Below are 26536 nucleotides of genomic sequence, written 5' to 3'. Positions count from 1 at the left end.
GTCTTGAGGATGCGGCACTCCCCAAGGCAACCTACAGGCCGGTTGCCTTGCCTGCTTGCGCAGAATGGGGAGCAGGTGGTTGAACGCCTGTATTAAAGCCTGTATTACTTGCAGGCCGCGACGTTGCCCGTGACACCCTTGCAGAGTTCGTCTTTCTTGATCCAGCCAGCCTTCACCACCACGTCGAGGTTGTCGCGGGTAATGGGCACAGGCTTGAGGAACTGGGCCTGCAGGGCGATCTTTTTCTCGCCACCGTTCCAGGAAGTCGCGCCGTCGACTTTTTTGCCGGCACCCAGATTGACAGCGGCGCTGGCCGCCTGTTTACCGAGGTCGCGCGCATCTTTCCATACCGACACGGTCTGGGTGCCCATGGCTACGCGGTTCAAGGCGGCAAAGTCACCGTCCTGGCCGGACACCGGCACGCCCTTGAGGCCCTTGGAACTCAGAGCCGCCACCACACCACCGGCTGTGCCGTCATTGGAAGCCACCACGGCATCGACCTTGCCGCCGTTCTTGGTCAGGATCTGTTCCATGTTTTTCTGGGCGACTTCGGGCTTCCAGCCCTCGGTGTATTCCTCGCCCACGATCTTGATGTCGCCTTTCTTGACGGCAGCGTCAATGATTTCCTGCTGGCCTTCGCGCAGGAAATTTGCATTCGGGTCGGTGGGGGAGCCCTTGATCATCACGTAGTTGCCCTTGGGCTTGGCCTGGAACACCGCGCGGGCCTGCATGCGGCCGACTTCTTTGTTATCGAAGGTGATGTAGAACACGCCGGGAGCCTCGATCAGGCGGTCGTAGGCAATAACCGGCACTTTTTGTTTGGTGGCCTTGTTCACGGCGGGCAGGATGGCGTCCTTGTCCATGGCCAGCACGATCAGGACCTTGGCACCCTTGGCCATCAGGCCGTCAATGTCCGCCAGTTGTTTTTCAGGGGAGCCCGCTGCGTCTGCGCTGATGTACTTGGCGCCCAGTTTTTCAAGTTGCGTCTTGATGGCGGCCTCGTCGGTTTTCCAGCGTTCCTCCTGGAAGTTGGACCAGCTGACGCCGACAGTGACCTGCGCAAATGCGCCGGCAGCGGCCAGGCTGAGTGCCATTGCGGTGAGGGAATTTTTTAGTTTCATGAATGTCTCCGATAGTTCTGCCCAGTCGGGCGTGTAGTTTTGAAAACCCAGCTGAATCCCGGTAATCGTTCCGCTGCAAAACGCAGCACTTCAGAATTAGTTTGAACGACGCACTAATTATGTGGACCTGAAAAATTCCCCGCCTAGGGACAAACCCCGGGTATGCGGGGGGCGCTTTAAATTTTTGATGGTTTCTGTAATACCAAAGGCTGATCAGCAGGCGCAGCAAGCAGAAAATCCGTCAGCGGCAACGGCTGGCCGGATCGGTTTTCCGCTGGAAAGGCTGCGCTTCAGTGGGCGGCAGACGGCTCTGTCACCCCAAGCTTGATGGCCCAGCTTGACAGTGCGGGCAGGATGGAGGGATACAGCTCCACGCCCGATTCCATTTGCCCGGCTGCCAGCGCAATGCCTTTTTCCCCCGGAGTGCGCACGGCAGACCCTGCTTGCGCGGGTCGTGATGCACGGCAGGCATCCGTGACATGGCCAGTCTGGCGCGTGAATGCGTCCAGGCCCGCAAAAGCGCGCGGGTCAATCACCTGCAGGAAGACCGTGGCGCCCCATCCTTCCTTCGGGTCGGCGCGGCCATGACCTGCGAGGCCGCCGGTTAATGCCTCTACCAGCAAGGTGAGGCCATAACCCTTGTGGCCCGAGTCCATGCCACCCAGCGGCAGGATGGTGCCCTTGGGTTCGTCGAACAGCACCGAAGGGTTGTCACTGGCCACGCCGTGACCGTCCATCACCCAGGCAGCAGGCAGCCGCTTGCCTTCCTTGTGCAGCCGGTTGGTCATGCCGTTGGTCGTGGCCGAGGTAGACACATCCATCAGCACCGGAACGCCGTTGGTGGGAATGCCGGCAGAAACCGGATTGGGTGTGAACACCGGGTCCAGGCCGCCAAAGGGGGCAACGCTGGCCGTGTTCGGGTCCGAGCAGGTCAGCAGCATCATCAGGCCCTGATCGGTGGCGCGCTGGAGATAGGCGGCCAGGCAGGCGATGTGGTGGCTGCGGCGAATCACAACAGTGCAGGTGCCCTGGGTGGCGGCACGCTCAGTGGCCAATGCCATCGCTTGCAGAACCAGCCAGGGGCCGGGCAGGCGGCGGCCGTCCCATGTCACGGCGGCCGGATGGTCGGCCAGCACGGCTGGGGTGCCGAGTTTTTCCATCGCGCCAGACTCCAGCTCTGCCAGGTAGCCCGGCAGCAGGGCGAGCCCGTGGGTGTTATGGCCCATCAGGTCGCCCTGGACCAGGATGTCGGCCACGGCGGCGGCCTTGTCGTGCTCCAGCCCGGCGGTGGTCAGCAGGGTTCGGGCGTAGTTGATCAGATCGATCTGGGCGTATCGCATGGATTTGTCTCGGTGCTGTTTCAGTGTTGTCACTGCAGATGCTCTGTTTTTGATAGCCGCTTGCGCCCGTCCTGTATGGGTTAGATGGGCTTTTTATGCACATAACCCAACGCGTCAGGCCACGTCAGGCCGGCCGTCGCTGTCCTGAACATTCTAGGGACGAACACGTAAGGTCGCACATCGCACAACCCGTGCGCGGCATTTCATACGGGGCAAAAAGCGGAAAGCGGGCCATGAGCCCGCTTTCCGCCTGAGGCACCGAAGCCGGTGCCTGTAACCATGTTTATGGCTATGCCGTCAGTCAGCCCAGCTTGATGCTGCTGGGGTCTGCGGTGAGGTAGCCGACAGCCGCGCCGAAGCGGTCCTTGTAGTTCGCGCGCACCAGCGGGTCCAGCGTGGCCTGCACCTTGCCATGCAGCGCCGGAATCCAGTCGCCGGCGTGCTGGAAGTTGCTCATGATGTAGGTCCAGCCGTTGAGGTCGTCCACCACATGCAGGCCGGTGGCTTCGGCGCCCGAAGGCATGGACATCAGGCGCGACAGCTGTTGGGTGTCGACGTTGTAGGCCCAGATGAAGTTGTTGACGTGGGTGCTGCTGTCTTCGCCGATGAAGAGTGTGCGCATTTTTTCGGAGAACTTCAGGTTGTCGGGGTTGGACACCTTGTTGGGGTTGGCCTTGTTGCCCAGTGCATCGCCGGCGATGTCTTCGCCGACCAGCAGGGCCTTGGTGTGCACCGGCATCCATTCGCTGTTGATGGCGGTGCCGGCCAGGTCTTTCTGGCCGCCGTCCAGCTTGTGCACCATCACGCCGCCGGCGATCAGGGCCTTGTCAAGTGCGATGCCGCTGGCCGCGTTCCACCCCTTGCCGGTCTTGACCATGGAGTCCTGCATGTTCTGCAGCGCCGAGTAGGCGACCTTGTCCTTGATGTTGACGGTGGTGCCTTCCATTTTGGAAAAGCCCATGCTGCCGCCCATCAGGTAGGCATAGCGGTGCGTTTCCAGGAAGGCGGCAGCCTTTTCCATGCCGGGCTTGATCTTGATCCAGTTGGCATTGCCGCCGTAGAACACTTTGGTGAAGCTCGCATCACCGGGGTCTGTTTTCGATACCGTCATGATGTCGGCGGGTTTGAGCGTGTCGGCCATTTTTTCGATCTCGGCGCTGGTGGCGTGGCCCAGCTTGACCCAGGAAATCTTCGCTCCCTGATCGGCGGGGTTGACCGAGAAGCCGGTGCCCAGCTTGCCCACATACAGCGTGCCGGAAGACAGGTCTTTTTCGCGGTCGGCCACAAAGACAAAGAGGCCGCTGTTGGTGGCGTCGTCGCCCATCAGCACGGTGCGGTTGTCTGGCATGACCTGCACCAGCTCGTGCGAGATGCGGCCCATGTTGTAGTGCTTTTTGACCGTGCCGGTGCCGTCGGGATGCACGGTGACTTCAGGCAGGTGGCCGTAGTGATAGGGGTTCGCTTTGGTTTCGTCGCCGTAGACGTTCTTGCTGAACTTCCTGAACTGTGCACTTTCGGCGGCAAAAGGTGCGTCGGGCTCGTACTCTTCGCTGGAGAGGTGGGTGTTCCAGGGCGACAGGCTGGCGCCGCAGGTGATCCACAGGCCGTGCGCCCTGGACATGTCGACGTTGTGGTACTTCACCAGGCTGAGCTTGCCGGTGGCCTGGTCCTGGTCCAGCGTCAGCACGGCGATGGGTGAGGGMAGGTTGCCGTAAGCGTCAGCGCCAGCCTGGTCGCGTGTGGTGTATTCAAACTGCACCACGGCGAACACCGCCTTGCCCTTGATACCGGGGACATTGGCGTTGGCGAGACCCAGCAGCGAAGTGCCGTCGGGCGAGTCGGAGAATATCTGGCGTTCCTTGCCCGGCACCGAGCGGTCGATGATGGGCCGGTTGTTGATGTCCACATAGCCGCCGGCAAGGATGGTGCCGCCCTTGCCGTCCGGCACCATGTCGCCGGTGACGAAGAAGGGCTGGTAGGCGAGCTTGTAGCTCTGCGTGCTGTTGTCTTTGAGGCGGACCTGCAGGCTGGAGCCCACAGTGGTGGTGGCCATGGCGGCCGCATCAGCAAGCGTTGGGGCGGCCATGGACGTGAAGCTGGAAGCCATGTAATTGCCCGCTGCGGCAGGGCCGCTTCCGGTGGCGCAGCCCGACAGCAGGGTGCTGGAGGCCAGGGCCCCCAGCGGCAGCATGGGCGCGGTCGCCAGGAATTTCAGGGCCGTGCGGCGGGAGGGAAGGGAGGGGGTGGCCAGGTCGGACATTGTTATGGTTTCCAGTGTTTCAGGTGGAGTGGTCGTGAAGCCGCAGCCCTGGCCGCGCACTCCGGCGGGGCAAGTCGGGCTGCGCTGCGGGAATCTTAGGAAGCTTGTGTGACAGTTTCTTGAAAAGGGCTGCCACAGACGGCCCCAGGCAGGGGCGGCCCCCGCTGATTAACCTCGCGCCCGGTACTTGAATATCCCCGGGCGAACCGCAAGCTGCTTTGCTGCGGGCCAAAATCGGTCTGCCAGAACAGCAACCCTCAAGGCCCCTATGACCACCCAACTCAAAATCGATTTTGTGTCCGACGTTTCCTGCCCCTGGTGCGTGATCGGCCTCAAGTCCCTGGACCAGGCGCTGGAGCGCGTGGGCGACGACATCCAGGCCGAGCTGCACTTTCAGCCCTTTGAGCTCAATCCGAAGATGGCGCCCGAAGGCCAGGAAATCACCGAGCACATCACCGAGAAATACGGCATCACGCCCGCACAGGCCCAGGCCAACCGCGAGAACATCCGCGCGCGCGGCGCGCAGGTCGGCTTCAAGTTCAGCATGGCCGATGAGCCCGGCGGCGGTCGCAGTCGCATCTACAACACCTTTGACGCCCACCGCCTGCTGCATTGGGCCGAGCTGGAAGGGGTGGGCAAGCAAAAGGCGCTGAAGGAACTGCTGTTCAAGCGCTACTTCACCGACGGCCAGAGCCCGGCTTCACACGAGGTGCTGGCRAAAGCGGCTGCCGAAGCGGGCCTGGATGAAGCCCGCGCGCGGGAGGTGCTGGCGTCAGGCGAATATGCGGCAGAGGTGCGCGAGCGTGAGCAGTTCTACCTGACGCAGGGCATTCATTCCGTGCCGGCCGTCATCATCAACGACCGCCATCTGATCTCCGGTGGACAGCCTGCTGAGGTGTTCGAACAGGCCTTGCGGCAGATCGCCGCGGCCGGCTAACGGCTCGCGCCCAGCACTTCAAAAGTGCCCGACTGCTGGACCCAGTCCTTGCCGTTGGATGCAAACCCTGTGGCTGTGCCGGTCTTGAGACTGAGCGCTACCGTGATCGTGTAGCCGCTTTCCGCTGAGAGATAAGACACCACATGCACGTCGTCCGACACTTTCACGGCGGCGCTGGCGCTTTCGTGGTGGTCTTTTGAACCCGGACCGGTGCTGCGCCAGGTCACCCCTCCGTCGCCCGAAAAAATATGCTCAAAGCTAAGGCCCTTCGTCGGGCCGTCCTTGAAGCTCCAGCGCAGGGTCTTGCCGTGCAAGGATTCGTTGAGGGCGGTTGTCATGGAGAGCTCCAAAAGTAGAAGGTAACGTCAGCGCGACTGGATGACCGGTGAAGGCGGGCTCGCTTGCCGACAATGTCAACTTAGCTCCCCTACAGGCGGATATTTGTGGGACGTGGGTCAATTGGGTGTAGGACAAGCGGACGCATTGGCATTTGCCGTGGATTCAAGGCCCGGTTTCACGCAAAATGAAACGCCAAGCACAGGAGTTTCCCATCCATGCCCTACGAGCTTCACTACTGGCCCACCATCCAGGGGCGCGGCGAATTTGTCCGGCTGGCACTGGAGGCCGCAGGCGCTAATTACCTCGACGTGGCGCGTGGCTGCGAGGGCGACGGCCAGGGCATTCCCGCCATGATGCACTTCATGGAGAGTGCGGACGTGCCGCACCCGCCCTTCGCGCCGCCGTTTTTGGTGGACGGAAAAACCATCGTCGGGCAGTCGGCAGCCATCCTGCTTTACCTGGGTCCGCGCCTGGGCCTGGTGGGCAAGAGCGAGGCTCAACGCCTGTGGACGCACCAGCTGCAGCTCACGATTGCCGACGTCGTGGCCGAGGCGCACGACACCCATCATCCGGTAGGAACCGGCCTGTATTACGAAGACCAGAAAAAGGAAGCGCTGCGCCGCGCAAAAGAATTCAGGACGGCGCGCGTGAAGAAATTTCTGGGCTGGTTTGAAACCGTGTTGCAGCGCAACCCGCGCGGCAGCGCGCATCTGGTGGGTGGCCGGCTGAGCTATGCCGACCTTTCCCTGTTCCAGCTGGTGGAAGGGCTGCTGTATGCGTTTCCCAAGGCGGCCCGCCGCGCACTGAAAACCGTGCCGCGCGTTGCGGCTTTGCACGACAGCGTGGCCCAGCACCGGCGCGTGGAAGCCTATCTTGCGAGCGAGCGGCGCATTGCCTTTAACGAAGACGGCATCTTTCGCCGTTACCCGGAGCTCGATGCCTGAGTGGTGGACCGGGTCTTCAGTTGCCGTGCTGTTGCCATCGCCTGCGCACGCCAAAGCCCAGGTCTTCTTCCGTATTGTTGCTCCTGTTTTGATAGCTGCCTGCGCTGTTCCTGAAAGGCCTGCAGGCCGAAATTTCGCAAATTTCTGACGCGATAACCTGACTGGGGGGTGCGCGGCGTTCTCCTACAAAGGAGGCTGTGCTTGCCTGACCGCGCAGTGCATCCCTGGGTTGCACCATCAATCTACCTGCTTGGCAATCATCATCACATCACGATGGTGCGAGCAAACGTCCGGGCAGTTTTTTACAACGCTGCAAGAGACAAAGKAGTACCCCATGGCAAAGGAACAGCACGATCAGAATCTTGATCCCATCAGCAAGGAGCCGGGTGCCCATCCGGTTGGAACCGGTATTGGCGCAGCGGCGGGTGGTGTTGCTGCCGGCGCGGCTGCTGGAACGGTGGCCGGACCGGTGGGAGCGGTAGTGGGCGGCATTGCAGGCGCCGTCGCTGGCGGGCTGGGCGGCAAGGAAGCTGCCGAAGCATTGGACCCGACTGTAGAAGATGCCTACTGGCGCGGCAACTACAACCGTGAAAGCTATTACGAAGACGGGCGGCCCTTTGACGACTATGCGCCGGCCTATCGTCTGGGGCTCTATGGCCGGCAGGAATATACGGGTTCATTTGACGAAACCGAAAGCCGCTTGCGGACCCACTGGGATACGAAGAGAGAGCGTTCCACATTGACCTGGCCGCAGGCCAGGGAAGCGAGCCGCGCGGCATGGACCCGGGTTGAGAGCCTGTACCCGGGTGCTTTTGAAAATGCTGTCGCAACGGGCGAGGCAGGAGTGGACGGCGATGACGAAATCATCGAAAACCTGAACGACCTGCTCGAATCCTGCCGTGACGGGGAGTATGGTTTCCGCGAATGCGCCGAGCACACCAAGGCGCAGGACATCAAGACACTGCTGCTTCGCCATGCCGATGAATGCCGGGCTGCGGGCCTGGAGCTGCAAACCCTGATTCGCCAGCTCGGCGGGAAACCCGACGAAGGCGGCTCGGTCAGCGGTGCATTGCATCGCGGATGGGTTTCCGTGCGGGCCACGCTGAGCGCGTTGAGCGACCAGGCGATGCTCAATGAATGCGAGCGCGGCGAAGACGCCGCGGTGGCACGCTACCGCAAAGCCCTGAAGCGCAATTTCCCCGCCGGGATCAGAGCCGTGGTGGAACGCCAGGCCCAGGGCGCACAGCGCAATCATGACCAGGTGAAGGCCCTGCGTGACGCGCTGAAGACTGCTTCATAACCGCAAGGACTGTCGCTCACACAGGAATCAATTGTTTTTTGTCGGCACTCGAGGCTCGGCAAACCAAGGGGCGGCATTTGTCGCCCCTTTTTTTATTCCTTCATGCCGGGAGTGCCCTCGTTAGTTCTTCAAGCTGCTCGCACAATCCACCTGGGCGTCGAGCTGTACGCCGTTGCGTGAATAGTCAGCATCGGTGACCTTGCAGCCGGAGCGCAGTTCAATCGCCTGCAGCAACGCTGCGCGGCCCGCAGGGGTCGATATCACGCTGCCGCCTTTTGACCCTGGAGCAATGGCTGTCCAGGTGCCGGCTGTCAGCTGGCTGATGAGATAGGTCTGCCCGTCGACGCTAACGGGGTGCGGGGGCGGCTCTGCTGTTGTGCCGGCACATCCGGCCAGGCAAATGGCCGCAAACATGCCGGATGGCCATCCACGGTTTTTCATGAAAGGGGGCCGGACAGGCTGCTTTTGATTGAAACCATGGAAGGTATCGGCGTGGCGACAGTTTCGGCTTTGGGCTCGGGCGCCTTGGGTGGCGCTTTGGGAACCTTGTTGTCGGGGCAGCCGGACAGGAAAAACAAGGTCGCCAGTACAAAGGGCAGGTAGGGTTTCATGGGTGTCTCCAGGTGCGTTCTATGGCGCTGTCTGAATAATAGGACGCAGCCGGCAACAGGGCCAGCCCTTGGGCCGCAAGTCGCGGCGAATGCCTACACCCGGCGCGAAGGTGAGCCCGTCACACCCATGCGCTGCAAGGCCTCGCTCAGGGTGCGTGCCGGCTTTTGGCTGGCGGCCGGGGTTGCGCATTGCTGTTGAGCGGGCCCGTGGGCACTGGGGTGCCGAGCCGCGGGCGGACAGGAGTCAGGCGGTGCGGGCGACCGGTTTTCTGCGTCCGGCAGCGTCTTGCCTCGGAGCTCCGCGGCCATTCGCCGACCTTCAGTCTGCAGGTAAAGCGTCAAATCCATTTCATCGAGCTGCTTCATGGTGAGCATTTCTGGTTCATCCCTTGAATAAGGCCGGGCAAACAGAACTCCTTATCCAGGCGAATCTAGGCTCAAGCCCTTCACCCGCGTGTCAGGCCATCGGCCTTCGGTCTGTAGGAGTGCAACGACAACCCAGGCAGGGCCGCCAAGAGGGCTATTTCGCGGCTGGTGGCGCCTTGAAGCCCACTTGTTTCATGGCGGCGGTGAGCCCGTTGCGTGACGCCTCGTAAGCCTCCCAGGGCTGGTTGCCGATTGCCAGGCGCCCGCCCAGGGTTTGCGCCGTCCAGTGTGCGCCGCCGGTCAGTGAGGCCAGTTCATCCCAATTGACAGGGACGGACACGCCGAGGCCCGGCCGGGTACGCATTGACCACGCTGCGACGGTGGTGGCGCCAAATCCATTGCGCAGGTAATCCGGAAAAATCTTGCCGATGCGGTTTTTAGGGCCGCTCTTGGCGGCAAAGCGCTGGGGAATCACGGCGGCAAGGTGCATCACGATGGCATGCGAAAAATCCTTCACGGTGTCGAAGTCGTATTGCCGCTTGAGCGGCACCACCACGTGCAGGCCTTTGCCCCCGCTGGTTTTCAGGAAGTTCGCGAGCTTCAGTTCGTCGAGAAAGGCGCGCACCAGTTGCGCAGCCTCCTGAACCTGCGGCCAGGCAACGCCTTCACCCGGGTCCAGGTCGAACGTCATGCGGTCGGGCTTGTGGATGGCGCGCGTGGTGGCGTTCCAGGTATGGAACTCGATCACGTTGATCTGCGCGGCCGCCAGCAGGGCGGCTGTGGAGGGAATCTCCAGCAGCGGACCATGGCCGGGGTCCAGCGCGGGGTCCAGCAATTTGATGCCGGGAATTGACGTAGCCTCGGCATGCTTCTGGAAGAACAGCTCACCACCGATGCCCGAGGGCGCGCGCACCAGCGCGGTGGGACGGGCCTTGAGGTGCGGCAGCATCAGCGACGCGACCTGTGCGTAGTGCTCGACCACGTTTTGTTTGGTAAAGCCGGTGCTGCTGTCGATCACCCGGTCAGCATGCGTGACACGCAGGGACTTCAGCGCTGCAGGGGCGGACTTCGCGGTCCTTTTTTCGGGGACGTTCAAGCTACCCCTCGCGTTGGGCTTTTCGGTGGAGGTTTTTTTGGCGGGATTCACGGTGGCGCCTTTCTTGCCGCGCTCCAGGACGGCGGGTTTTTCACGGAGGATGTTCGTTGCGGGTTTGTCGGTGCGCAGGCCCTGGAATACGGAGTGGCGGATATGGCCGCCATGGGTCCATTCGCCAAAGGCCACTTCGGCCAGCAGACGCGGCTTGACCCATTGGCCCTTGACCCCGGCGGGCACCTTGGTAAAAGGACTGCGTTCGGCGTGGATCTTCTGCAGCCGCGCCTTGAGGTCCTTGAGCGTTGCATCGTTAAAGCCGGTGCCGACGTTGCCGGCGTAAAGAAGCCCGCCTTCGCTGTCATGCACGCCCAGCATCAGCGCACCCAGGYCGGCGCGCGAACCCTTGGGTTCGGTGTAACCGCCGATGACGAACTCCTGGCGCAGCTGGGTCTTGAGCTTGATCCAGTCCGGCGAGCGGCGTGACACGTAAGCCGAGTCCACGCGTTTGCCGATCACGCCTTCCAGCCCGACACGCCGGGCCGACTCAAGCAGATCTTGCGGTGCTTCGTCAAACGCATCGCTGAAACGGATGGTGTCCTGCGGATTGCGGGTGACCAGCGCGCAGAGGATTTCACGGCGCTGTGCCAGTGGCAGTTGCCGCAGGTCCAGTCCGTCAAAGTAGGGCAGGTCGAACACGTAAAAAATGATGCGGGCCGTGCTGGCATGGTCAAACGCGTTTTGCAGCGCGCCGAAGTCTGGCACGCCGTGTTCGTTCATCACGACGATTTCGCCATCCACCCAGCCTGAGGAAATTTCCAGCGCGGCCACGGCGTTGGCCAACTTGGGCAGCTTGCTGGTCCAGTCGTTGCCTTTGCGCGTGATGAGGCGAACCGACGGCCCGTCGATGCGGGCCAGCAGGCGGTAGCCGTCATACTTGATCTCGTAGGCCCAGCCTTGCGGGGCGGCCGGAGGGCGTGCGACCAGGGTGGCCAGTTGCGGAGCCAGTGTCTGCGGCAGCTTTGCCGCGACGGCGCCTTCGGGGATGTCAGTAGCGGGTGTGCTTCTGCGTTCCTGTTTGGCAATCTTCCTGGCGGTCTTTCGGGTGGCGGCTGCCTTCTTGACGGCAGCGCCGGCCGAAGCGCCCGCCTTGCCGAAGTTTTCCGCGGTGTCGCGTGGCAGTGGCTTGCCCGAGAGCACGCTGTTGGGCAGGGCCTCGCGTACGTCGAACTCCGTTTCCGGGCGGGCGTAGCCGTCGTGCTCCTTGATCAGCAGCCACGGCTCCTGCTTGGCGTTGCCGCGCCCATGCATTCGCACCAGCGTCCAGCCGCCCTTGAGTTTTTCGCCATGCAGTTCGAATTTGAGTTTTCCATCCTTGAACCCTTTGACAGGGTCCCCATGCGGCGTCCACAGGCCACGGTCCCAGACAATCACGTCGCCCGCGCCGTATTGCTTCGGTGGAATGCTGCCCTCGAAACCTGCATAGGAAATGGGATGGTCTTCCACATGCATGCCCATGCGCTTGACGGACGGATCCAGGCTGGGCCCTTTGGGAACTGCCCAGCTCTTGAGCGTGCCCTGCAGTTCCAGGCGGAAGTCGTAATGCAGGTTGCGTGCGTCGTGTTTCTGGATCACGAAACTCAGCGCCTTGTCTGAGCGCGTGCCGCCTTGCGCCGGCTCGGGTGTGCGCGAAAAATCGCGCTTGGCGCGGTAGGGTTTCAGCAGGTCGCGGGCGCCCATGTCGTCAGCCTGCAGGTAAGCAACGGGCTAGGCGGCGCGCCGTTTGGCGGGAGCATGCGCGCGCGCCCTCGCGGCGGGTTTTTTGCGCGCCGGGCTTTTGGCTGCAGCCTTGCTGGTTTTCGCTGTGGTTTTGTCGGCTGCCCTGGTTTTGGAGGCATCGCCGCCGCCTTTGCGCAGGCTGCGCTGCAACAGCTCCGTCAGGTCAATGATCTTGGCGCCGGAGCGGGCTTCGGGTTCGTCGGATTCTTCCGGCTGCACCACGCTTTCCAGTTTGCCTTCTTTCGCCTTGCGTTTGACCAGCGCCATGATGTCGTCCCTGAAGGAGTCGGAGAACTGCTCCGGGTCCCATTTGCCGGTCATGTCGTCCACCAGCTGTTTGGCCATCGCCAGTTCCTTGTCAGACAGGCCCGCGGCCTTGGCGCCGACAGGCGGCAGGTCCAGTTCTTCCAGCGAGCGGATGTCGGCGCCCCAGCGCAGCAGGTTCAATATCAGTGCCGGGCCTGAAGGCACCAGAACGGCAAGGTGCTGCTTGGTCTGGATGATGACGCGGGCGATGCCCACGCGTTGGGTTTTCAGCAGGGTGTCGCGCAGCAGTGCRTAGACTTTTTGCCCTTTGTTGATGGGGGCGATGTAGTAGGGCCGCTCCAGGTAAACGAAGGGAATCTCCGTGTTGGGCACAAAGCTTTCGATTTCAATGGTCTGGGTGGTCTTTGGGTAGGCGGACTTGATCTCTTCTTCCGACAGCACGATGTACTGGCCGTCTTCGTATTCGACGCCCTTGACGATGTTTTCCCGGGTGATTTCTTTGCCCGTGCGCTTGTTGACGCGCTTGTAACCCACAGGGTCCATGCTGCGCTTGTCCAGCCAGTCGAAGTCAATGCCGCTCTCCGAGGTGGCCGAATGCAGCGCTACGGGGATGTGAACCAGGCCGAAACTGATGGCCCCTTTCCATAAAACGCGCGATGCCATGGTGTGAGTCTTTCTACTGAGGATTGCGGGCTGGCCTGGGGAAGGATGCAGGCCACAACTATCAGGCCAGTCTCCAGCCCGCGCGCAGGCAGGCGTGTCGGTGTGCGATGGGGTACGGGCGTCGTCCGGAACCGACTGTTCGCATGGGGTTTGTCCTACGGGTTTGACCAGCGTGCAGCACGCACAATCGGCTGCAACTTTTCAAGGAGCTGACCCATGCTTTCACGCCGCACCGCCACCCGAGTTTCCCTTGCCGCGATGGCCGTAGCCGCTGCCGCCATCACGGGCTGCGGCGTGATGAACAAGCAATCCCCCCTGGTCGCCTTCACCACACAGCTTCGCGGCGCCAATGAGGTGCCCGCCAATGCCAGCATCGGTAGCGGCTCGGTCGATGCCGTTTTCGATACCAGTACCAACCTGCTGCGCTGGAAAGTCAATTACACCCGTCTGACCGGCCCGGCGACTGCGGGACACTTTCACGGCCCGGCCGCCATTGGCGCCAACGCCGGTGTTGCTTTGGGGTGGGCCAGCCCCCTCCGTACCCCTATGGACGGCAGCGCCACACTGACGGCGGCCCAGGCCGCCGACCTGATGGCGGGCCGCTGGTATGCCAACATCCACACGGCCGCTTATCCCGCAGGGGAAGTGCGTGGCCAGATGACGATGGTGCGTAACTAGGGCCTTCTGAAGAGGCCCCCGGGCCGGCCTTTATAGATGGTTGCGGGCGCAACCGGATCGGTTTATAGTTGCGGGCGCAACCATAAACTTACCCGGTCGCTACATGATCAAGCTCGACAGAACCCTGACCTATCGCCTGCACCTTCTGCACAAGCTGACGGACATTGAAAGCCAGCGTGCTTATCTGGCGGACGCGCGCCTGTCGATGAGTGATGCCCGTTGCCTCACGGCCGTGGGCACCTTCGCGCCGCTGTCGGTGAACGACCTCGCGCAAAAAGCCAATCTGAACAAAGGCCAGGCCAGCCGGGCAGCCCAGTCCCTGGTTGATCAGGGTCTGGTGGTCAAGGCCGCCAGYCCGACGGACGGGCGCGGCGTGGTGCTGACACTCACACCCAAAGGCAAGAAAGCATGGCAGCGCACCATGAACGTGGTGGGGCAGCGCAACCAGGACATTTTTGGTGTGCTGAGCGCGGCCGAGCGCACGCAGCTCAGTGATTTGTTCGACAGGTTGATCGAGAAGGCCAGGGCCGGTGGCGGTGAGCCTGACGATGCCGAAGATTGATGGCATTGAGCCGTTGAACTGAACTTTTCTGAACATTGCAGATTCCCGGGAGAAACATCCATGAGCACCAACACCTTGCATTACCAGTCCGGCTTCGGCAATGAATTTGCCAGCGAGGCCGTTGCCGGCGCGCTGCCGCAAGGGCGCAACAGCCCGCAGCGCGCGCCGCACGATCTGTACACCGAGCTGATTTCCGGCACCGCCTTCACCGCACCGCGCGCCGAGAACCGCCGCACCTGGATGTACCGCCGCCAGCCTTCGGTAATGGCGGGTGGCTACAAGCCGTATGAACAGCCGCAGTGGACGACCGGCGCGGCGGGCGGCTGCGCCGTGCCGCCCGATCCCTTGCGCTGGAATCCATTCGCCATTCCCCCGGAGCCGCTGGATTTTGTGGACGGCATTCGCACTGTGGCCGCCAATGGCGACGCCGAAGCGCAGACGGGCATGGCCGCGCAGGTGTATGTCGCCAATCGTTCCATGTCGCAACGCGCGCTGGTCAATGCCGACGGCGAGATGCTGCTGGTGCCGCAGCAGGGCCGGCTGGTGGTGACGACCGAGCTGGGCATCCTGGATGTCAAGCCCGGGGAAATCGCCGTGGTACCGCGCGGCATGGCCTTCAGCGTGGCCTTGCCCGACGGCGCATCGCGCGGCTATATCTGTGAAAACTACGGTGCGCACTTTCGCCTGCCGGAACTCGGCCCCATCGGCTCCAACGGCCTGGCCAACGCGCGTGACTTCCTGGCACCCACGGCGGCGTTCGACAGCGCGCCTGCACCCAAGGGCGGCTTTGAAATCGTCAAGAAATTCGGCGGCCGCCTGTGGTCGGCCAGGCAAGCCGCCAGCCCCTTCAATGTGGTGGCCTGGCACGGCAACCTGGTGCCTTACAAGTACGACACGGCTCATTTCATGACCATCGGCTCCATCAGTTATGACCATCCGGACCCGTCCATCTTCACCGTGCTGACCTCGCCCTCGGACACGCCGGGCACGGCCAACTGCGACTTCGTGATCTTTCCGCCACGCTGGCTGGTGGCCGAGAACACCTTCCGCCCGCCCTGGTACCACCGCAACCTCATGAGCGAGTTCATGGGCCTGGTCTATGGCCAGTACGACGCCAAGCCCGAAGGCTTCAAGCCCGGCGGCGCGTCGCTGCACAACTGCATGGTGCCGCACGGCCCGGACACCGAAGCCTTCGAGAAAGCCAGCACGGCCCCGCTGGCGCCGCACAAGCTGGACAACACGCTGGCCTTCATGTTTGAAAGCCGCTACCGCTTCATTCCCACGGCCTATGCGATAGAGGGCGGAGCACTGGATGCCGGCTACAGCAGTTGCTGGGCCGGGCTCAAAGACCAGTTCAAGGGCTGACGCGCATGAACCAGTCCCTCAACGCCACCCACGACCCTGAGCTGCGCAGCTGGGTCGCATCTGCGAATGACGCGGGAACAGACTTTCCGATCCAGAACCTGCCTTTTGGCACCTACAGCCATGGGCCGGGCGGGGAGCGGAAGATTGGCGTGGCCATTGGCGACCAGGTGCTGGATGTTCGGGCGGCCGGGCTGCTCGATACCGGTGACATGAATGAGTTGATGGCACAAAACCCGGCGACGATCAGTGCGCTGCGAGCGGCGATCTCGCGAGGCCTCGCAGAGGGCAGCTCAAAGCAAGCTGAGTGGAAGAACTTTTTGTCCCCCCAGGATTCGGTCACCCTGCACCTGCCTTGCCGCATCGGCGACTACACCGACTTCTACACCGGCATCCACCACGCCACCACCGTCGGCAAGCTGTTTCGGCCTGACGCACCGCTGCTGCCCAACTACAAGTGGGTTCCCATCGGCTATCACGGCCGCGCGTCGTCCATCGGTGTGAGCGGCCAGGCCTTTCCCCGCCCGATGGGCCAGACCAAAGGCCCGGACGACGCGGCACCTGTGTTGCGTCCCACCCAGCGACTTGACTACGAACTGGAACTCGGCGTGCTGGTGGGGCAGGGCAACGCGCTGGGCGAGCCCATCGCCATGGCTCAGGCTGAAGCACATGCCTTTGGCATGGTGCTGCTGAACGACTGGTCGGCGCGTGACGTGCAAGCCTGGGAATACCAGCCGCTCGGACCGTTCCTGTCCAAGAACTTTGCCAGCACGCTCTCGCCGTGGGTCGTCACGATGGAGGCGCTGGCGCCGTTTCGCGCACCGTTCGTGCGGCCCGAAGGCGACCCGCAGCCATTGCCGTACCTGGACTCGGAAGGCAACCGCCGCCTGGGTGGTATGGATGTGGCGCTGGAAGTGTGGATAGAGACCGAGGCCATGCGGGAAGCTGGCCGGGGCCCCGAGCGCTTGTCGCAATCGAACTTTCGTGACGCCTACTGGACGGTGGCGCAGCTGCTCACGCACCACACCGTCAACGGCTGCAACCTGCAGCCCGGCGATTTGCTGGGCTCGGGCACGCTGTCAGGCCCGGCGCCGGAACAGGCCGGCTCGTTGCTGGAGCTGAGCTCGGGCGGCAAGAATGCGCTGACCCTGGCCAATGGCGAAAAGCGCACCTTCCTGCAGGACGGGGACGCCGTCATCCTGCGTGCAAGCTGCGTGCGCGAAGGCTTCCGGCGGATTGGTTTTGGCGAGTGCCGTGGGCAGGTGCTGCCGGCCAGGGGCCTGTAAGGCACCTTGTGTTGTAGATGCGTTTTGCTATTAAGTTGATAGCTGCTCGCGCTTGTTACATAAGGGCTGTCGGCACTTTTCGTTCTGAAAATGCTGATTTTTAGCATTTCAGGGCCGGTGAATCCCCCAAACAGCTGCTTCGAAGCTCTTTAACCCTGCCGGCAGGTTGTATCCATGTCCCCGCACGTAAGCATTCGGCGGGCAACTGCCAACACTTCGCCCCGCAACGAAGCATCCCGCCGGCCACCTGGGCAAAAATGGCGCTCATGCAGCATCCCGAACACGTCCTCGCGGCACCCAGCCACCCCAACCCCTATCCTTATTACGCCGCGCTGGTGGCCGGCCCACCGCTGGTGTTTGACGCAGCACGCAAGCTCTGGATCGCAGCCAGTGCGGCAGCGGTCAATGCCGTGCTGCGCAACCCGGCGTGCCGCGTACGGCCTGCGGCTGAGCCCGTGCCGCAGGCCATCGTCGGGTCGGCGGCGGGTGAGGTGTTCGGCCACCTGGTTCGCATGAACGACGGCATCCGGCACGACGCACCCAAACTGGCCTTGCAGCGTTTTCTGGCCGCGCTGGATCTGGACCGTGTTGGCGAGCGCACCAGGTTGATTGCGGCGAAGGCCGTGGGTGGCGAACCCTTGCGCGGAGCGGCGTTGTCGGATTGGGCTTTTGACGTGCCTGTGATGGCAGTCGCCGATGCCCTGGGTTTTGCGCAGGCCGAGCTGCCGCGCGTTGCGGGCTGGACGCGCGACTTTGTGGCCTGCCTCTCGCCGCTCAGCACGCCGGAGCAACTGGCTGCGGCGGGTGATGCAGCAGCGGCCTTGCTGGCAAGGTTCTCGGTGCTGGTGCAGGCGGAGGCAAACCCGGACAGCGCCGTTGCCCGTGTCCAGCAGGAAGCTCAGAAGGCGGGCTGGAATGACGCCGCAGCGTTGCTCGCCAACCTGGTCGGCCTGCTGTCGCAGACCTGCGAGGCGACTGCCGKCCTTGTCGGGAACAGCCTGGTGGCCCTGGCCACGCAACCGGGCCTGGCCGAAACCGTGCGTCAGGACCCGGGCAAGTTGCTTCAGATGGCGTACGAGGTCAGCCGCCATGATCCGTCCATTCACAACACGCGCCGTTTTGTGGCAGAGGCAACAGAGGTGGCGGGGGTTTCCCTGAAGGCGGGCGATGCCATCCTGGTGGTTCTGGCGGCCGCCGGCCGTGACCCCTTGTGCAACCCGGAGCCCGAACGGTTTTTGCTGGACCGCGCAAGCCGTGAGGTGCCCGGCTTCGGCAGGGGCGCACACCAGTGCCCGGGGCAGTCGCTGGCCTGCATCATTGCTTCCGCGGCCGTCCAGGCCTTGCTGGATTCAGGCAAGCTGCGGTTGCCGAAACCGGGAGGCTGGCACCACCGGCCCTCCCTGAATGCCCGCATCCCGGTTTTTTCTGATTGAGTACCACGACTGAAAGCGCCACATGATCGCCATCATTTTTGAAGTGCAGCCCGCCGGGGGCAACATGCAAACCTATCTTGATATTGCCGCAGCGCTCAAACCGCAGCTTGAGCAAATCGACGGCTTTATTTCCGTTGAACGGTTTCAAAGCCTGAGCAACCCGGGCAAGCTGCTATCGCTCTCATTCTTCAGGGACGAAGCCGCCGTGATGGAATGGCGCCGCCTTGAGTCCCACCGCAAGGCGCAAAGCCGCGGGCGCGGCGGCGTGTTTGAGAATTACCGCCTGCGTGTGGCCCATGTGCTGCGCGACTATGGCCTGAACGAGCGCGACGAGGCGCCCGCGGACAGCCGTGAGCAGCACGGCTAAATTCAGGCGGGGTGAGGCCTGGCGCGCTTCCAGCGGGGCGGCCACCACCACCAGCTCAGCAGCACCAGCACGCCGAATCCGGTGTAGGCCGTCATGAACACCCAGGCGGGCGCGTCGAAAAAGATCAGTCGCGACAGCCAGTGCTCAATGAAGGAGCCGCCATAACTGGCTTGCCCGGCCTGCAGCCTCAGGGCCTGTTCCCAAATGGTGAGCGGGCAGACCTCTCCCAGCCAGCTTTGCGCCACCACAAAGCCGATCAACGCCAGATGCGTGAGCCTGACCCACGGCGCGCGAACCCAGGCYCAGCCGCGCCAGCCGCCGGCCATGAACAGCAGTTGGCCGAGCACGGCAAAGGCGACGATCGCCACGTGCAGCACCAGAATGGAGTCGGCAAGTAGGGCCGCAGTGAAAGGGCTCATGGGCATGATGGAGTAAGGATGCGGGGTAATTCGTGGCCATTCGTGGTCATGAGGCCACTTTAAACATGCCAATAGCGCATGGACAGGTGTTTGTAGGGCTTAAATGCCGAATAAAGAGGCAAAACTCAGGGTAAACCTTACAATGGAGGGTTACCCAAGAGGGTTACCTCAAGTCCATGAACGCCCCTGTCGACGTCTCCTTTTTTACGCGCGCCGCCAAGCCGCTCACCAGTTACCGCAAGTACTGGGCGGCCCGCTTTGGCACGGCCAAATTTTTGCCCACCAGCCGGGCCGAAATGGACGCGCTCGGCTGGGACAGCTGCGACATCATCATCGTCACGGGCGACGCCTATGTAGACCATCCGAGCTTCGGTATGGCCGTCATTGGCCGCATGCTGGAGGCGCAAGGCTTTCGCGTGGGCATCATCGCCCAGCCTGACTGGCAAAGCGCCGACCCATTCCGCGTGCTGGGCAAGCCCAACCTGTTCTTCGGCGTGACCGCCGGCAACATGGACTCGATGATCAACCGCTACACGGCTGACCACAAGATTCGCAGCGACGACGCCTACACCCCCGGCGATGTGGGCGGCAAACGCCCCGACCGCGCGGCCCTGGTGTATTCGCAGCGCTGCCGCGAAGCCTACAAAGACGTGCCCATCATCCTGGGCGGCATTGAAGGCTCGCTGCGCCGCATCGCGCATTACGACTACTGGTCCGACAAAGTGCGCCGCAGCGTGGTGGTCGACGCCAAGTGTGACCTGCTGCTGTACGGCAATGCCGAACGCGCGATTGTTGAAATTGCCCACCGCCTGGCGGCCAAGGAGCCTGTGGCCAACATCACCGACGTGCGCGGTACGGCCTTCATCCGCCGCAGCGGCGATGAAACCGCCAACGGCTGGTTTGAAATCGATTCCACCAGCGTTGACGCACCCGGCCGCGTCGAAGCGCACGTCAACCCGTATTTGATGATTTCCGACCAGGCGCGGGAGCAGGGCGCTACCTGCGCGCGCGAAGAGGAAGCCACCGAAGTGGCGGTGGAGGCTGAAGCAAAAGGCTCGCCTGTGCTCGCCAAGGCCGTCAAGCCCGCCGCCGCGGCCAACCCGGCCATCAAGCCGCTGACTTTCGTGGCCAACCCCAACCTGCCGTCCACAGTGCACACCGCGCAAGGCAAGATCAAGGTTCCGCCGCGCGACCGCTCCGTGATCCGCTTGCCGTCTTACGAGCAGGTCAAGAGCGACGCAGTGCTGTACGCCCACGCCAACCGCGTRCTGCACCTSGARACCAAYCCCGGCAACGCCCGCGCCCTGGTGCAGGCCCACGGCGAGGGYGCCACGGCGCGCGACGTGTGGATCACGCCGCCGCCCATCCCGCTGACCACGGCCGAGATGGACTACGTCTTCGACTTGCCCTACGCGCGCTCACCGCACCCGCGCTACGCCGACGAAAACGGCGGCCATGACGGCGCCACCAAGATCCCGGCTTGGGAGATGATCCGCTTCAGCGTGAACATCATGCGCGGCTGCTTCGGCGGCTGCACCTTCTGCTCCATCACCGAGCACGAAGGCCGCATCATCCAGAGCCGCTCTGAAGATTCGGTGATCCGTGAGATCGAGGCCATCCGGGACACCGTCAAGGGCTTTACCGGCGCGATCTCCGACCTGGGCGGGCCGACTGCCAACATGTACCGCATCGGCTGCAAGTCGCCCGAAATCGAGGCTGCCTGCCGCAAGCCAAGCTGCGTGTACCCGGGCATCTGCTCCAACCTCAACACCGACCACAACCCGCTCATCAAGATGTACCGCCGCGCGCGGGCCTTGAAGGGCGTGAAGAAGATTCTCATCAGCTCGGGCCTGCGCTACGACCTGGCCGTGCAAAGCCCCGAGTACGTGAAGGAGCTCGTCAGCCATCACGTGGGCGGCTACCTCAAGATCGCGCCCGAGCACACCGAGCAGGGCCCGCTCACCAAGATGATGAAGCCCGGCATCGGCAGCTATGACAAGTTCAAGCAGATGTTCGACAAGTATTCGCTGGAAGCCGGCAAGAAGCAGTTCCTGATTCCGTACTTCATCGCCGCCCACCCGGGCACCAGCGACGAAGACATGATGAACCTGGCGGTCTGGCTCAAGAAAAACGGCTTCCGCGCCGACCAGGTGCAGACGTTTTACCCAAGCCCGATGGCCACSGCCACGRCGATGTACCACACCAACARGAACCCGCTGCGCAAGATCACSCGCGASAGCGAGACGGTGGACATCGTGCGCGGCGAGCGCCGCCGCCGGCTGCACAAGGCCTTYYTGCGCTACCACGACCCGAACAACTGGCCGGTGCTGCGCGAAGCGCTCAAGGCCATGGGCCGGGCGGATCTGATCGGTAACGGCAAGCACCACCTGATTCCGACCTTCCAGCCGATGACCGACGGCAGCTACACCAGCGCGCGGCGCAAGAACTCGACCGGCACTGCCGCCACGGTGAAAGCTTCGCCGGTGGTCAAGGGGCGCCTCTTGACGCGCCACACCGGCCTGCCGCCGCTGGCGCAGGGCGCCGGTGGCAAGCCCGGTGGCCGCAAGGGCCGCTAGGCGCTGCCAACGCAGGCATTTCGAGGTAAAAAGGCTCCGATGGAGCCTTTTTTATGACGAAATTGGCTTCTGACCCAATAGGAACATGCGCGAGCAGCTATCGAATTGATAGCCCCGGAATGCGCGAATTAGTAGCCCGGCAGCTCCGGCATGCCCGGCTAAGCTTGGCCGGTTCTTCATGCGAACGATATTCCAGCAAATATTTCAACAATATTTTCCCCAACGTGAATCCTTTTGCCCGCATGACCTCTCCTTGCAGCGATGCCGCGGTTTTGACGGCAGCTAAAGGAAAGTTCATGTTCTATCGCAAAAATGTGGGGCCCAAAGAGCGGTGGGCGCGTGGTGTGTCCGGCGCCTTGATGGTCGTTTGCGGCCTGCTGGTGCTGGGTGTGACGCCGCTTGGTTTGCTCGCGGCCTGCGCCGGCGTGGTCGCAGTGCTGACAGGGCTGTTGGGTTTTTGCCCGGCTTGCGCCATGGTGGGCCGCAAGCTGGAAAAGCCGGGCCCTTGGTGATGGCCATTGAAACGGCGCTTTTTGCCGCAGCGCAGGCCGGTGACCCGGCCGCGCTGGCTTCGCTGCTGCGGCAGCTGCAGCCCGATGCCCGCCGTTACGCCCGCTACCAATGCCACCGCGGCTCGGCCATCGAAGACGTGGTGCAGGAGGCGCTCATCATCATCTACCGCCGCGTCGGCACCGTGCGCGACGCCGCAGCCCTGGGCGGCTGGATGTTCAAGATCATCGCGCGGCTGTGCATGCTGCCGGCGCTTGCGCTGATGCGCGGCACCCAGGCGCTTACCGACTACGACAAGGACCAGTACTTTGCGCAGATGCCGCAGGACGAACTGCGCATCGACCTGGTCCGTGCGCTGGAGTCCCTGCCGCTGATGTACCGCGAGGTGGTTTTGCTGCGCGACATGGAGCAGCTCACCATCACCGAAATAGCGCAGCGCCTGCAGCTCACCCGCGAAGCCACCAAAAGCCGCATTCACCGGGCGCGTGCGATGGTGCGTGAATACCTGCGGCCTGATGGAGCTGTCCGCGTGAAGACCGGTGCATGACGCCGCTTCACCGTCATGGATTCCTTGCGATCAGCAGGAGAGGGTAGTTATGGCCGCATGTGATGGGGTTCTCTGGCAAGATAAGTGGAGGCAAGCCGCCAGGCCTCAGACCTTCCACTGGCCCTGGCTTCATTCACACCTTCTGGAGACACCATGGACATTGCCCGCAAAGCACTTGCCGCTTTCACCATGGCCGCCGTGCTGGCCTGCGCATGGCTGGCGCCGCTGGATGCCCCCGCCATGCGGCAGGTGGATGCCGGCCTGAAAAGGGCGCTGCTGAGTTTTGCCACGGCCAGGCTGCTCAACGGCKTGATTTCGGTGGCGCAGGGGACCGAAGCTTCGGTGCAGCCTTTCGGCGTGGGTGTCACGTTTGCGCCGGGGCAAATCCTGGATCCGGTCAACGACCTGGTGGAGCAGTTTTCGCATTTGATGCTGGCGGCCAGTGTCGCGTTCGGCGTTCAAAAAGCCTTGATCAGCATCGGCAGCTACTGGCCGGTATCGCTGGCGCTGAGTGCCACGGTGCTGGGCTGGTGGTGGTGTTACCTGCGCAGGCCGCACGTGCCTTTGTGGCTGTCAAGGCTGCTGGTGATCCTGCTGATGCTGCGCTTTGCGGTTCCGGTGGTCACGCTGGGCACCGACATACTGTGGCAAAAATTCCTCGCGGCCGACTACGCCGCCAGCCAGCAATTGATCGACAGCGCCACCGGCAAGGCCAGCCAGCTCAATTCGCCGGCTGCCGCAGCACCCGACAACCGCGGCCTGGTGGACAGCCTGAAAGACTGGCTGGCAAAAAACGGCGATGTGACAAAACACTTCGAGAACCTTAAGCGGGCGGCCGAGCAGGCCACCGAACACATCGTCCGGCTCATTGTGATTTTTGTGCTGCAGACGCTGGTGATCCCCTTGCTGCTGTTGTGGGCCCTGTACGGTTTCGTCAGGCAGGTGTTGCTGGGGCAGCGCTGGCAAAGGCGGCCGGCAGCCTCCACCCTATGTTGATGCGCGAGGGTACCGGCGCATCCGGTTCGTGCATCAAATCGGCCGTTTGATCAATAAGGACAAGCGCAAGAAGCTCCTAATTTGATAGCGAATGCAGTGGGATGTCCTGGTCCTGCGCCAGCTTGTCCAGCTCCTTGCGCGTCTTGCCCAGAAGCCAGGCCTCAATAGCCGCATGCATGGCGGGCGCAAACATGGCCTTCATGCTGGAGGCCGCCATACCAGCCGCCGCGCACAGGCTCGCGGCAAAGTGCGGCTCCAGCGCGGCGAGTGCCACGCGCCCGTCCTTGCAGCGGTAAACGCGGTAGCCCGCATGTCCGCCGCCCACTGCCGCGCCGGGCTGGGTCAGTCCCCAGGCGCGGGGCAGGGCCAGGTAAGCCGCTGCGCCGGAAAGGGCCACTTCCAGAAAAACACCTTTGCCCTTCGCCCGCTGGTGCATCACGGCCTGCAGCACGGCTGCGCCGGCCATCAGTGAGCCGCCCATGTCGGCGTACAGCGTGGCGGGCAGGTCCACACCGGTGATCAGGTCGTTCTGCGCGAGGTAGGTGAGGTCGTGGCCCGGCTCGTCAGCCCGTTCCCCCGGACTGCCGACGATGGCGACCTGGCTCAGGTGCGGGTGCTGTTTGTGCAGTGCTTTCCATGTCAGCCCCAGCTTGGCCAGCGCCGCCGGCCTGAACGACGTGAGCAGCACATCGGTTTGGGCCAGTTCGCGGTGCAGCAGTGTCTGGCCGCGTTCGGTTTTCAGGTCGGCTGTGGCGATGCGCACACCCGCATGCAGGGTTGCATAGGCGGTGGGGTTGTAGAGCTTCATCGGGTCACCCGATGCGCCGGCCGGCGCGCCTTCGTGCGGCGGAGGTTCCAGCTTCATGCAGCGGGCGCCCATCTCGCGGCAGCGCATCAGGGCGGCCGGGCCCGGCAGGTTGAGCGCCAGGCTCAGCACGCGCACGCCCTTGAGTGACTGCATCGGCTGGAGCGCTTTGGCGGGGTTGGGTTTGGAGGGTGAGGGCGGCATGGAGGTCACTGTGAACGGGTGGGGGCCGCAAAGCGTCGGGCACCGGGCGGTTGTGGGGTCAATTTACCTCAAACCCTTGAGTGGCGGCTTCACAGGTGTCATTGCCGGTTGGTTGGAGGGGAAGAAAATTTCTGTTTTATGACTATTAATTATTGTTTAACAGTAATTAATCTGAGACACTGGAAGCCTTTAAACAAGGCAAAGAGGTGCTCCCTTGAAAAATACGGCAACTCCCATGGCCCCCGCCGGGCCGGATGTTCAGGGTATTAGCAGCGTGCTGGCCTGGGCTTGTGCCTTGCTGGCGGTGGCATTGCCGCTGGCGGTGGCTTACCACCTGCTCAGTACGCCCGTTGAAAGCCTGTTGTTGCGCGCCGGGGTTGTGTTGTCGGCATCGCAGGCTGCGGCGCTTGACGTCACGCTGGCCCAGAAAAGCTTTGCTGCCTTGTTGGGCGTGCTGCCGGTGTGCTGCGCGTCGTACGGGCTGGTGTGTGCCATGCGCTGCTTCTCCGGCTTTTCGCAGGCCGAATATTTCAGTGTGCGCACTGTCAAATACCTGCGCGGTTTTGCCGCCGGTATTTTTGCGTCGGTGGTGGCCAGCGTGGTGTCTTCAACGCTGATCACCCTGGTGCTGACATCCGGCGCACCGGCCGGCCAACGTGCGCTGTCCCTGGGCATGGGCAGCAATGAACTGCTGACGCTGCTGTTTGCCGGCATGGTCTGGCAAATMGCCGCCGTGATGGCGCGGGCAGTGGCACTGGCCGAAGAGAACGCGCAGTTCGTCTGACTCTTTCGCCGATCACAGATCACCGCTTGCCGCATGCCCATCGTTGTCAAGCTCGATGTGATGCTGTCTGAACGCAAGGCCAGGTCCAAAGACCTGGCCGCGTATGTCGGCATCACCGAAGCCAACCTGTCCTTGCTCAAGCAGGGCAAGGTCAAGGGCGTGCGCTTTGACACGCTGATGCGCATTTGCGAATTCCTCGACTGCCAGCCGGGGGACCTGCTGGTTTCCCGGCCGGACGACACCACCTGATCCTGCTTCGGAGCTTCCTCATGAAACGCCTTGCCATCGCCGCGGCCCTGGTCGCCCTGCTCAGCGCCTGCGCTGATATCAACTGGGAACAAACTGCCAAGGAATCCGTCAAGTCGGCTTGCCGGGGTGYGGGCAATTGCAGCATTCCCTGTGACCGCGCCAATCCGGCCACCTTCAATGACCCGCAATGCCTGACGGCCGGCAGGCGGCCATCGCCATAATGGCCTTCATGAAAATCAAACAAAAAATCTCTGCAGCCGGGCGGGCAGCATGAGCGCCAGCGCCGAATTCGTCCGTTATGTGCAGGAGCTACTGGTGCCATTGGGAGACATCCGCGATGGAAAGTTCTTTGGTGGTCATGCGATGAAGCACCGTGGAAAGCAGTTCGCCATGGTCATGGGCAACACCCTGTACTTCCGGGTGGACGACGCCTCGCGGCCGGCATATGAGAAGAAGGGCTCCAAGCCCTTCAGCTACTCAACAAAGAACGGTGTGGTGCAGGTGCGCAAGTACTACGCCGCGCCAGCGGAGCTGCTCGATGACCCGGCGCAGTTGCTGGTATGGGCCCGGCAGGCGATCAGTGCGGCGAGCACGGCCTGACAAAAGGAAAAGGCCCGCAGAAAAAGGCTGCTTAAAGCGGCAGGCCCACGTAGTTTTCAGCCAGCGCCGTTGAAGCGGCCTGCGAATGGATCAAATAATCCAGCTCTGCCTCCTGGAGCTTTTGCCCGAAGCCGCCTGCAT

The 26536-nt window shown here is 62.9% G+C and carries 28 protein-coding genes; 17 read left to right on the top strand and 11 right to left on the bottom strand.

Going from position 1 to position 26536, the window contains the following annotated elements:
- Positions 1 to 104 precede the first annotated feature (104 nt).
- From xylF to AC1D1X_RS00720, 3 genes are all read right to left on the bottom strand, one after another.
- Positions 105 to 1121 (bottom strand): D-xylose ABC transporter substrate-binding protein, encoded by a 1017-nt coding sequence (gene xylF / locus AC1D1X_RS00730; protein WP_457280705.1) that lies wholly within the window; start codon positions 1119 to 1121, stop codon positions 105 to 107.
- Positions 1122 to 1411: 290 nt separating this feature from the next.
- Positions 1412 to 2461, bottom strand: coding sequence for an Ldh family oxidoreductase (locus tag AC1D1X_RS00725; RefSeq protein WP_477669380.1), 1050 nt, complete (start codon positions 2459 to 2461; stop codon positions 1412 to 1414).
- A 301-nt stretch (positions 2462 to 2762) separates the two neighbouring features.
- Positions 2763 to 4721 (bottom strand): PhoX family protein, encoded by a 1959-nt coding sequence (locus AC1D1X_RS00720; protein ID WP_477669381.1) that lies wholly within the window; start codon positions 4719 to 4721, stop codon positions 2763 to 2765.
- A gap of 268 nt (positions 4722 to 4989) precedes the next feature.
- Between AC1D1X_RS00720 and AC1D1X_RS00715 the strand changes: the two genes are divergently transcribed.
- Complete coding sequence (locus AC1D1X_RS00715; protein WP_477669382.1) at positions 4990 to 5658, top strand: DsbA family oxidoreductase; 669 nt, start codon at positions 4990 to 4992, stop codon at positions 5656 to 5658.
- On the opposite strand, the gene AC1D1X_RS00710 is transcribed toward AC1D1X_RS00715, so the two are convergent.
- The gene (locus AC1D1X_RS00710) at positions 5655 to 5996 is read right to left on the bottom strand and encodes a MoaF N-terminal domain-containing protein (RefSeq protein WP_477669383.1); all 342 of its coding nucleotides are present in this window, start codon (positions 5994 to 5996) and stop codon (positions 5655 to 5657) included. The genes AC1D1X_RS00715 and AC1D1X_RS00710 overlap by 4 nt on opposite strands.
- A gap of 216 nt (positions 5997 to 6212) precedes the next feature.
- Here AC1D1X_RS00710 and AC1D1X_RS00705 point away from each other — a divergent pair, with 216 nt between their 5' ends.
- Together AC1D1X_RS00705 and AC1D1X_RS00700 are read left to right on the top strand one after the other, a co-directional pair.
- Positions 6213 to 6941: a glutathione S-transferase gene (locus AC1D1X_RS00705; RefSeq protein ID WP_477669384.1), complete on the top strand. Its 729-nt coding sequence runs from the start codon at positions 6213 to 6215 to the stop codon at positions 6939 to 6941.
- Between the two features lie 334 nt (positions 6942 to 7275).
- Positions 7276 to 8241, top strand: coding sequence for a ferritin-like domain-containing protein (locus AC1D1X_RS00700; protein ID WP_477669385.1), 966 nt, complete (start codon positions 7276 to 7278; stop codon positions 8239 to 8241).
- Between the two features lie 120 nt (positions 8242 to 8361).
- On the opposite strand, the gene AC1D1X_RS00695 is transcribed toward AC1D1X_RS00700, so the two are convergent.
- The 5 genes from AC1D1X_RS00695 to ku all read right to left on the bottom strand — a co-directional run bounded on the left by AC1D1X_RS00695 (position 8362) and on the right by ku (position 13017).
- Complete coding sequence (locus tag AC1D1X_RS00695) at positions 8362 to 8682, bottom strand: hypothetical protein (protein ID WP_457280711.1); 321 nt, start codon at positions 8680 to 8682, stop codon at positions 8362 to 8364.
- A complete protein-coding gene (locus AC1D1X_RS00690) occupies positions 8679 to 8852 on the bottom strand; it encodes a hypothetical protein (protein ID WP_477669386.1) in 174 nt (57 codons plus the stop codon). Before AC1D1X_RS00690 ends, AC1D1X_RS00695 begins: the two co-directional genes overlap by 4 nt.
- Before the next feature lie 93 nt (positions 8853 to 8945).
- Positions 8946 to 9218, bottom strand: a complete 273-nt coding sequence (locus AC1D1X_RS00685) for a hypothetical protein (protein ID WP_477669387.1) — start codon at positions 9216 to 9218, stop codon at positions 8946 to 8948.
- A gap of 154 nt (positions 9219 to 9372) precedes the next feature.
- Positions 9373 to 12048 carry a DNA ligase D gene (ligD, locus tag AC1D1X_RS00680; RefSeq protein ID WP_477697674.1) on the bottom strand — a complete coding sequence of 892 codons (2676 nt, stop codon included), beginning with the start codon at positions 12046 to 12048 and terminating at the stop codon, positions 9373 to 9375.
- A gap of 27 nt (positions 12049 to 12075) precedes the next feature.
- Positions 12076 to 13017 (bottom strand): non-homologous end joining protein Ku, encoded by a 942-nt coding sequence (gene ku, locus AC1D1X_RS00675; protein WP_477669389.1) that lies wholly within the window; start codon positions 13015 to 13017, stop codon positions 12076 to 12078.
- A gap of 216 nt (positions 13018 to 13233) precedes the next feature.
- On the opposite strand from ku, the gene AC1D1X_RS00670 reads away from it, so the two are divergent.
- From AC1D1X_RS00670 to AC1D1X_RS00645, 6 genes are all read left to right on the top strand, one after another.
- Positions 13234 to 13695: a CHRD domain-containing protein gene (locus tag AC1D1X_RS00670; RefSeq protein WP_477669390.1), complete on the top strand. Its 462-nt coding sequence runs from the start codon at positions 13234 to 13236 to the stop codon at positions 13693 to 13695.
- Positions 13696 to 13798: 103 nt separating this feature from the next.
- Positions 13799 to 14257, top strand: a complete 459-nt coding sequence (locus AC1D1X_RS00665; protein ID WP_477669391.1) for a MarR family winged helix-turn-helix transcriptional regulator — start codon at positions 13799 to 13801, stop codon at positions 14255 to 14257.
- A 60-nt stretch (positions 14258 to 14317) separates the two neighbouring features.
- Positions 14318 to 15622, top strand: a complete 1305-nt coding sequence (hmgA, locus tag AC1D1X_RS00660; protein ID WP_477669392.1) for a homogentisate 1,2-dioxygenase — start codon at positions 14318 to 14320, stop codon at positions 15620 to 15622.
- Between the two features lie 5 nt (positions 15623 to 15627).
- Complete coding sequence (gene fahA / locus AC1D1X_RS00655) at positions 15628 to 16905, top strand: fumarylacetoacetase (protein ID WP_477669393.1); 1278 nt, start codon at positions 15628 to 15630, stop codon at positions 16903 to 16905.
- Between the two features lie 266 nt (positions 16906 to 17171).
- Complete coding sequence (locus AC1D1X_RS00650; RefSeq protein ID WP_477697673.1) at positions 17172 to 18338, top strand: cytochrome P450; 1167 nt, start codon at positions 17172 to 17174, stop codon at positions 18336 to 18338.
- Between the two features lie 22 nt (positions 18339 to 18360).
- Positions 18361 to 18705: an antibiotic biosynthesis monooxygenase family protein gene (locus tag AC1D1X_RS00645; RefSeq protein ID WP_477669395.1), complete on the top strand. Its 345-nt coding sequence runs from the start codon at positions 18361 to 18363 to the stop codon at positions 18703 to 18705.
- 2 nt (positions 18706 to 18707) lie between these two features.
- On the opposite strand, the gene AC1D1X_RS00640 is transcribed toward AC1D1X_RS00645, so the two are convergent.
- A complete protein-coding gene (locus tag AC1D1X_RS00640) occupies positions 18708 to 19124 on the bottom strand; it encodes a DUF2784 domain-containing protein (RefSeq protein WP_477697672.1) in 417 nt (138 codons plus the stop codon).
- Between the two features lie 176 nt (positions 19125 to 19300).
- On the opposite strand from AC1D1X_RS00640, the gene AC1D1X_RS00635 reads away from it, so the two are divergent.
- The 4 genes from AC1D1X_RS00635 to AC1D1X_RS00620 all read left to right on the top strand — a co-directional run bounded on the left by AC1D1X_RS00635 (position 19301) and on the right by AC1D1X_RS00620 (position 23753).
- Positions 19301 to 21700 (top strand): YgiQ family radical SAM protein, encoded by a 2400-nt coding sequence (locus AC1D1X_RS00635; RefSeq protein WP_477697671.1) that lies wholly within the window; start codon positions 19301 to 19303, stop codon positions 21698 to 21700.
- Positions 21701 to 21753: 53 nt separating this feature from the next.
- Positions 21754 to 22212, top strand: coding sequence for a YgaP family membrane protein (locus tag AC1D1X_RS00630; RefSeq protein WP_477669398.1), 459 nt, complete (start codon positions 21754 to 21756; stop codon positions 22210 to 22212).
- Positions 22212 to 22757, top strand: a complete 546-nt coding sequence (locus AC1D1X_RS00625) for an RNA polymerase sigma factor (protein WP_477669621.1) — start codon at positions 22212 to 22214, stop codon at positions 22755 to 22757. Before AC1D1X_RS00630 ends, AC1D1X_RS00625 begins: the two co-directional genes overlap by 1 nt.
- Positions 22758 to 22910: 153 nt before the next feature.
- Complete coding sequence (locus AC1D1X_RS00620) at positions 22911 to 23753, top strand: hypothetical protein (RefSeq protein WP_477697670.1); 843 nt, start codon at positions 22911 to 22913, stop codon at positions 23751 to 23753.
- A 76-nt stretch (positions 23754 to 23829) separates the two neighbouring features.
- Here AC1D1X_RS00620 and AC1D1X_RS00615 read toward each other — a convergent pair whose 3' ends face one another.
- Positions 23830 to 24762: a CoA transferase gene (locus AC1D1X_RS00615; protein WP_477669400.1), complete on the bottom strand. Its 933-nt coding sequence runs from the start codon at positions 24760 to 24762 to the stop codon at positions 23830 to 23832.
- 214 nt (positions 24763 to 24976) lie between these two features.
- Between AC1D1X_RS00615 and AC1D1X_RS00610 the strand changes: the two genes are divergently transcribed.
- Genes AC1D1X_RS00610 through AC1D1X_RS00595 form a run of 4 tightly spaced genes read left to right on the top strand, consistent with a single transcriptional unit; the run spans position 24977 to position 26395 of the window.
- Positions 24977 to 25546 (top strand): DUF2975 domain-containing protein, encoded by a 570-nt coding sequence (locus tag AC1D1X_RS00610; protein ID WP_477665937.1) that lies wholly within the window; start codon positions 24977 to 24979, stop codon positions 25544 to 25546.
- A gap of 33 nt (positions 25547 to 25579) precedes the next feature.
- On the top strand, positions 25580 to 25795 hold the full coding sequence (locus tag AC1D1X_RS00605; protein ID WP_092127875.1) for a helix-turn-helix domain-containing protein: 216 nt from the start codon (positions 25580 to 25582) through the stop codon (positions 25793 to 25795).
- A 20-nt stretch (positions 25796 to 25815) separates the two neighbouring features.
- Complete coding sequence (locus AC1D1X_RS00600; protein WP_477697669.1) at positions 25816 to 26016, top strand: hypothetical protein; 201 nt, start codon at positions 25816 to 25818, stop codon at positions 26014 to 26016.
- Positions 26017 to 26065: 49 nt separating this feature from the next.
- Positions 26066 to 26395: a TfoX/Sxy family protein gene (locus AC1D1X_RS00595; RefSeq protein ID WP_477669401.1), complete on the top strand. Its 330-nt coding sequence runs from the start codon at positions 26066 to 26068 to the stop codon at positions 26393 to 26395.
- Positions 26396 to 26536 lie beyond the last annotated feature (141 nt).

It is taken from the genome of Polaromonas sp. P1_G4, from assembly GCF_056405475.1.
Note: the sequence above shows the minus strand (reverse complement) of the source record. Positions and strands in the feature narration are given on the sequence as shown.

Bases quoted from the DNA above. Each gene is read 5' to 3' on its own strand.
- AC1D1X_RS00710 (WP_477669383.1), bottom strand. From the start codon at position 5,996: ATGACAACCGCCCTCAACGAATCCTTGCACGGCAAGACCCTGCGCTGG.
- AC1D1X_RS00700 (WP_477669385.1), top strand. From the start codon at position 7,276: ATGGCAAAGGAACAGCACGATCAGAATCTTGATCCCATCAGCAAGGAG.
- AC1D1X_RS00615 (WP_477669400.1), bottom strand. From the start codon at position 24,762: ATGCCGCCCTCACCCTCCAAACCCAACCCCGCCAAAGCGCTCCAGCCG.
- AC1D1X_RS00670 (WP_477669390.1), top strand. From the start codon at position 13,234: ATGCTTTCACGCCGCACCGCCACCCGAGTTTCCCTTGCCGCGATGGCC.
- AC1D1X_RS00625 (WP_477669621.1), top strand. From the start codon at position 22,212: ATGGCCATTGAAACGGCGCTTTTTGCCGCAGCGCAGGCCGGTGACCCG.
- fahA (WP_477669393.1), top strand. From the start codon at position 15,628: ATGAACCAGTCCCTCAACGCCACCCACGACCCTGAGCTGCGCAGCTGG.
- AC1D1X_RS00725 (WP_477669380.1), bottom strand. From the start codon at position 2,461: ATGCGATACGCCCAGATCGATCTGATCAACTACGCCCGAACCCTGCTG.
- AC1D1X_RS00695 (WP_457280711.1), bottom strand. From the start codon at position 8,682: ATGAAAAACCGTGGATGGCCATCCGGCATGTTTGCGGCCATTTGCCTG.
- AC1D1X_RS00685 (WP_477669387.1), bottom strand. From the start codon at position 9,218: ATGAAGCAGCTCGATGAAATGGATTTGACGCTTTACCTGCAGACTGAA.
- AC1D1X_RS00630 (WP_477669398.1), top strand. From the start codon at position 21,754: ATGACGAAATTGGCTTCTGACCCAATAGGAACATGCGCGAGCAGCTAT.
- AC1D1X_RS00645 (WP_477669395.1), top strand. From the start codon at position 18,361: ATGATCGCCATCATTTTTGAAGTGCAGCCCGCCGGGGGCAACATGCAA.
- AC1D1X_RS00605 (WP_092127875.1), top strand. From the start codon at position 25,580: ATGCCCATCGTTGTCAAGCTCGATGTGATGCTGTCTGAACGCAAGGCC.
- AC1D1X_RS00690 (WP_477669386.1), bottom strand. From the start codon at position 8,852: ATGAAACCCTACCTGCCCTTTGTACTGGCGACCTTGTTTTTCCTGTCC.
- hmgA (WP_477669392.1), top strand. From the start codon at position 14,318: ATGAGCACCAACACCTTGCATTACCAGTCCGGCTTCGGCAATGAATTT.
- xylF (WP_457280705.1), bottom strand. From the start codon at position 1,121: ATGAAACTAAAAAATTCCCTCACCGCAATGGCACTCAGCCTGGCCGCT.
- AC1D1X_RS00595 (WP_477669401.1), top strand. From the start codon at position 26,066: ATGAGCGCCAGCGCCGAATTCGTCCGTTATGTGCAGGAGCTACTGGTG.
- AC1D1X_RS00705 (WP_477669384.1), top strand. From the start codon at position 6,213: ATGCCCTACGAGCTTCACTACTGGCCCACCATCCAGGGGCGCGGCGAA.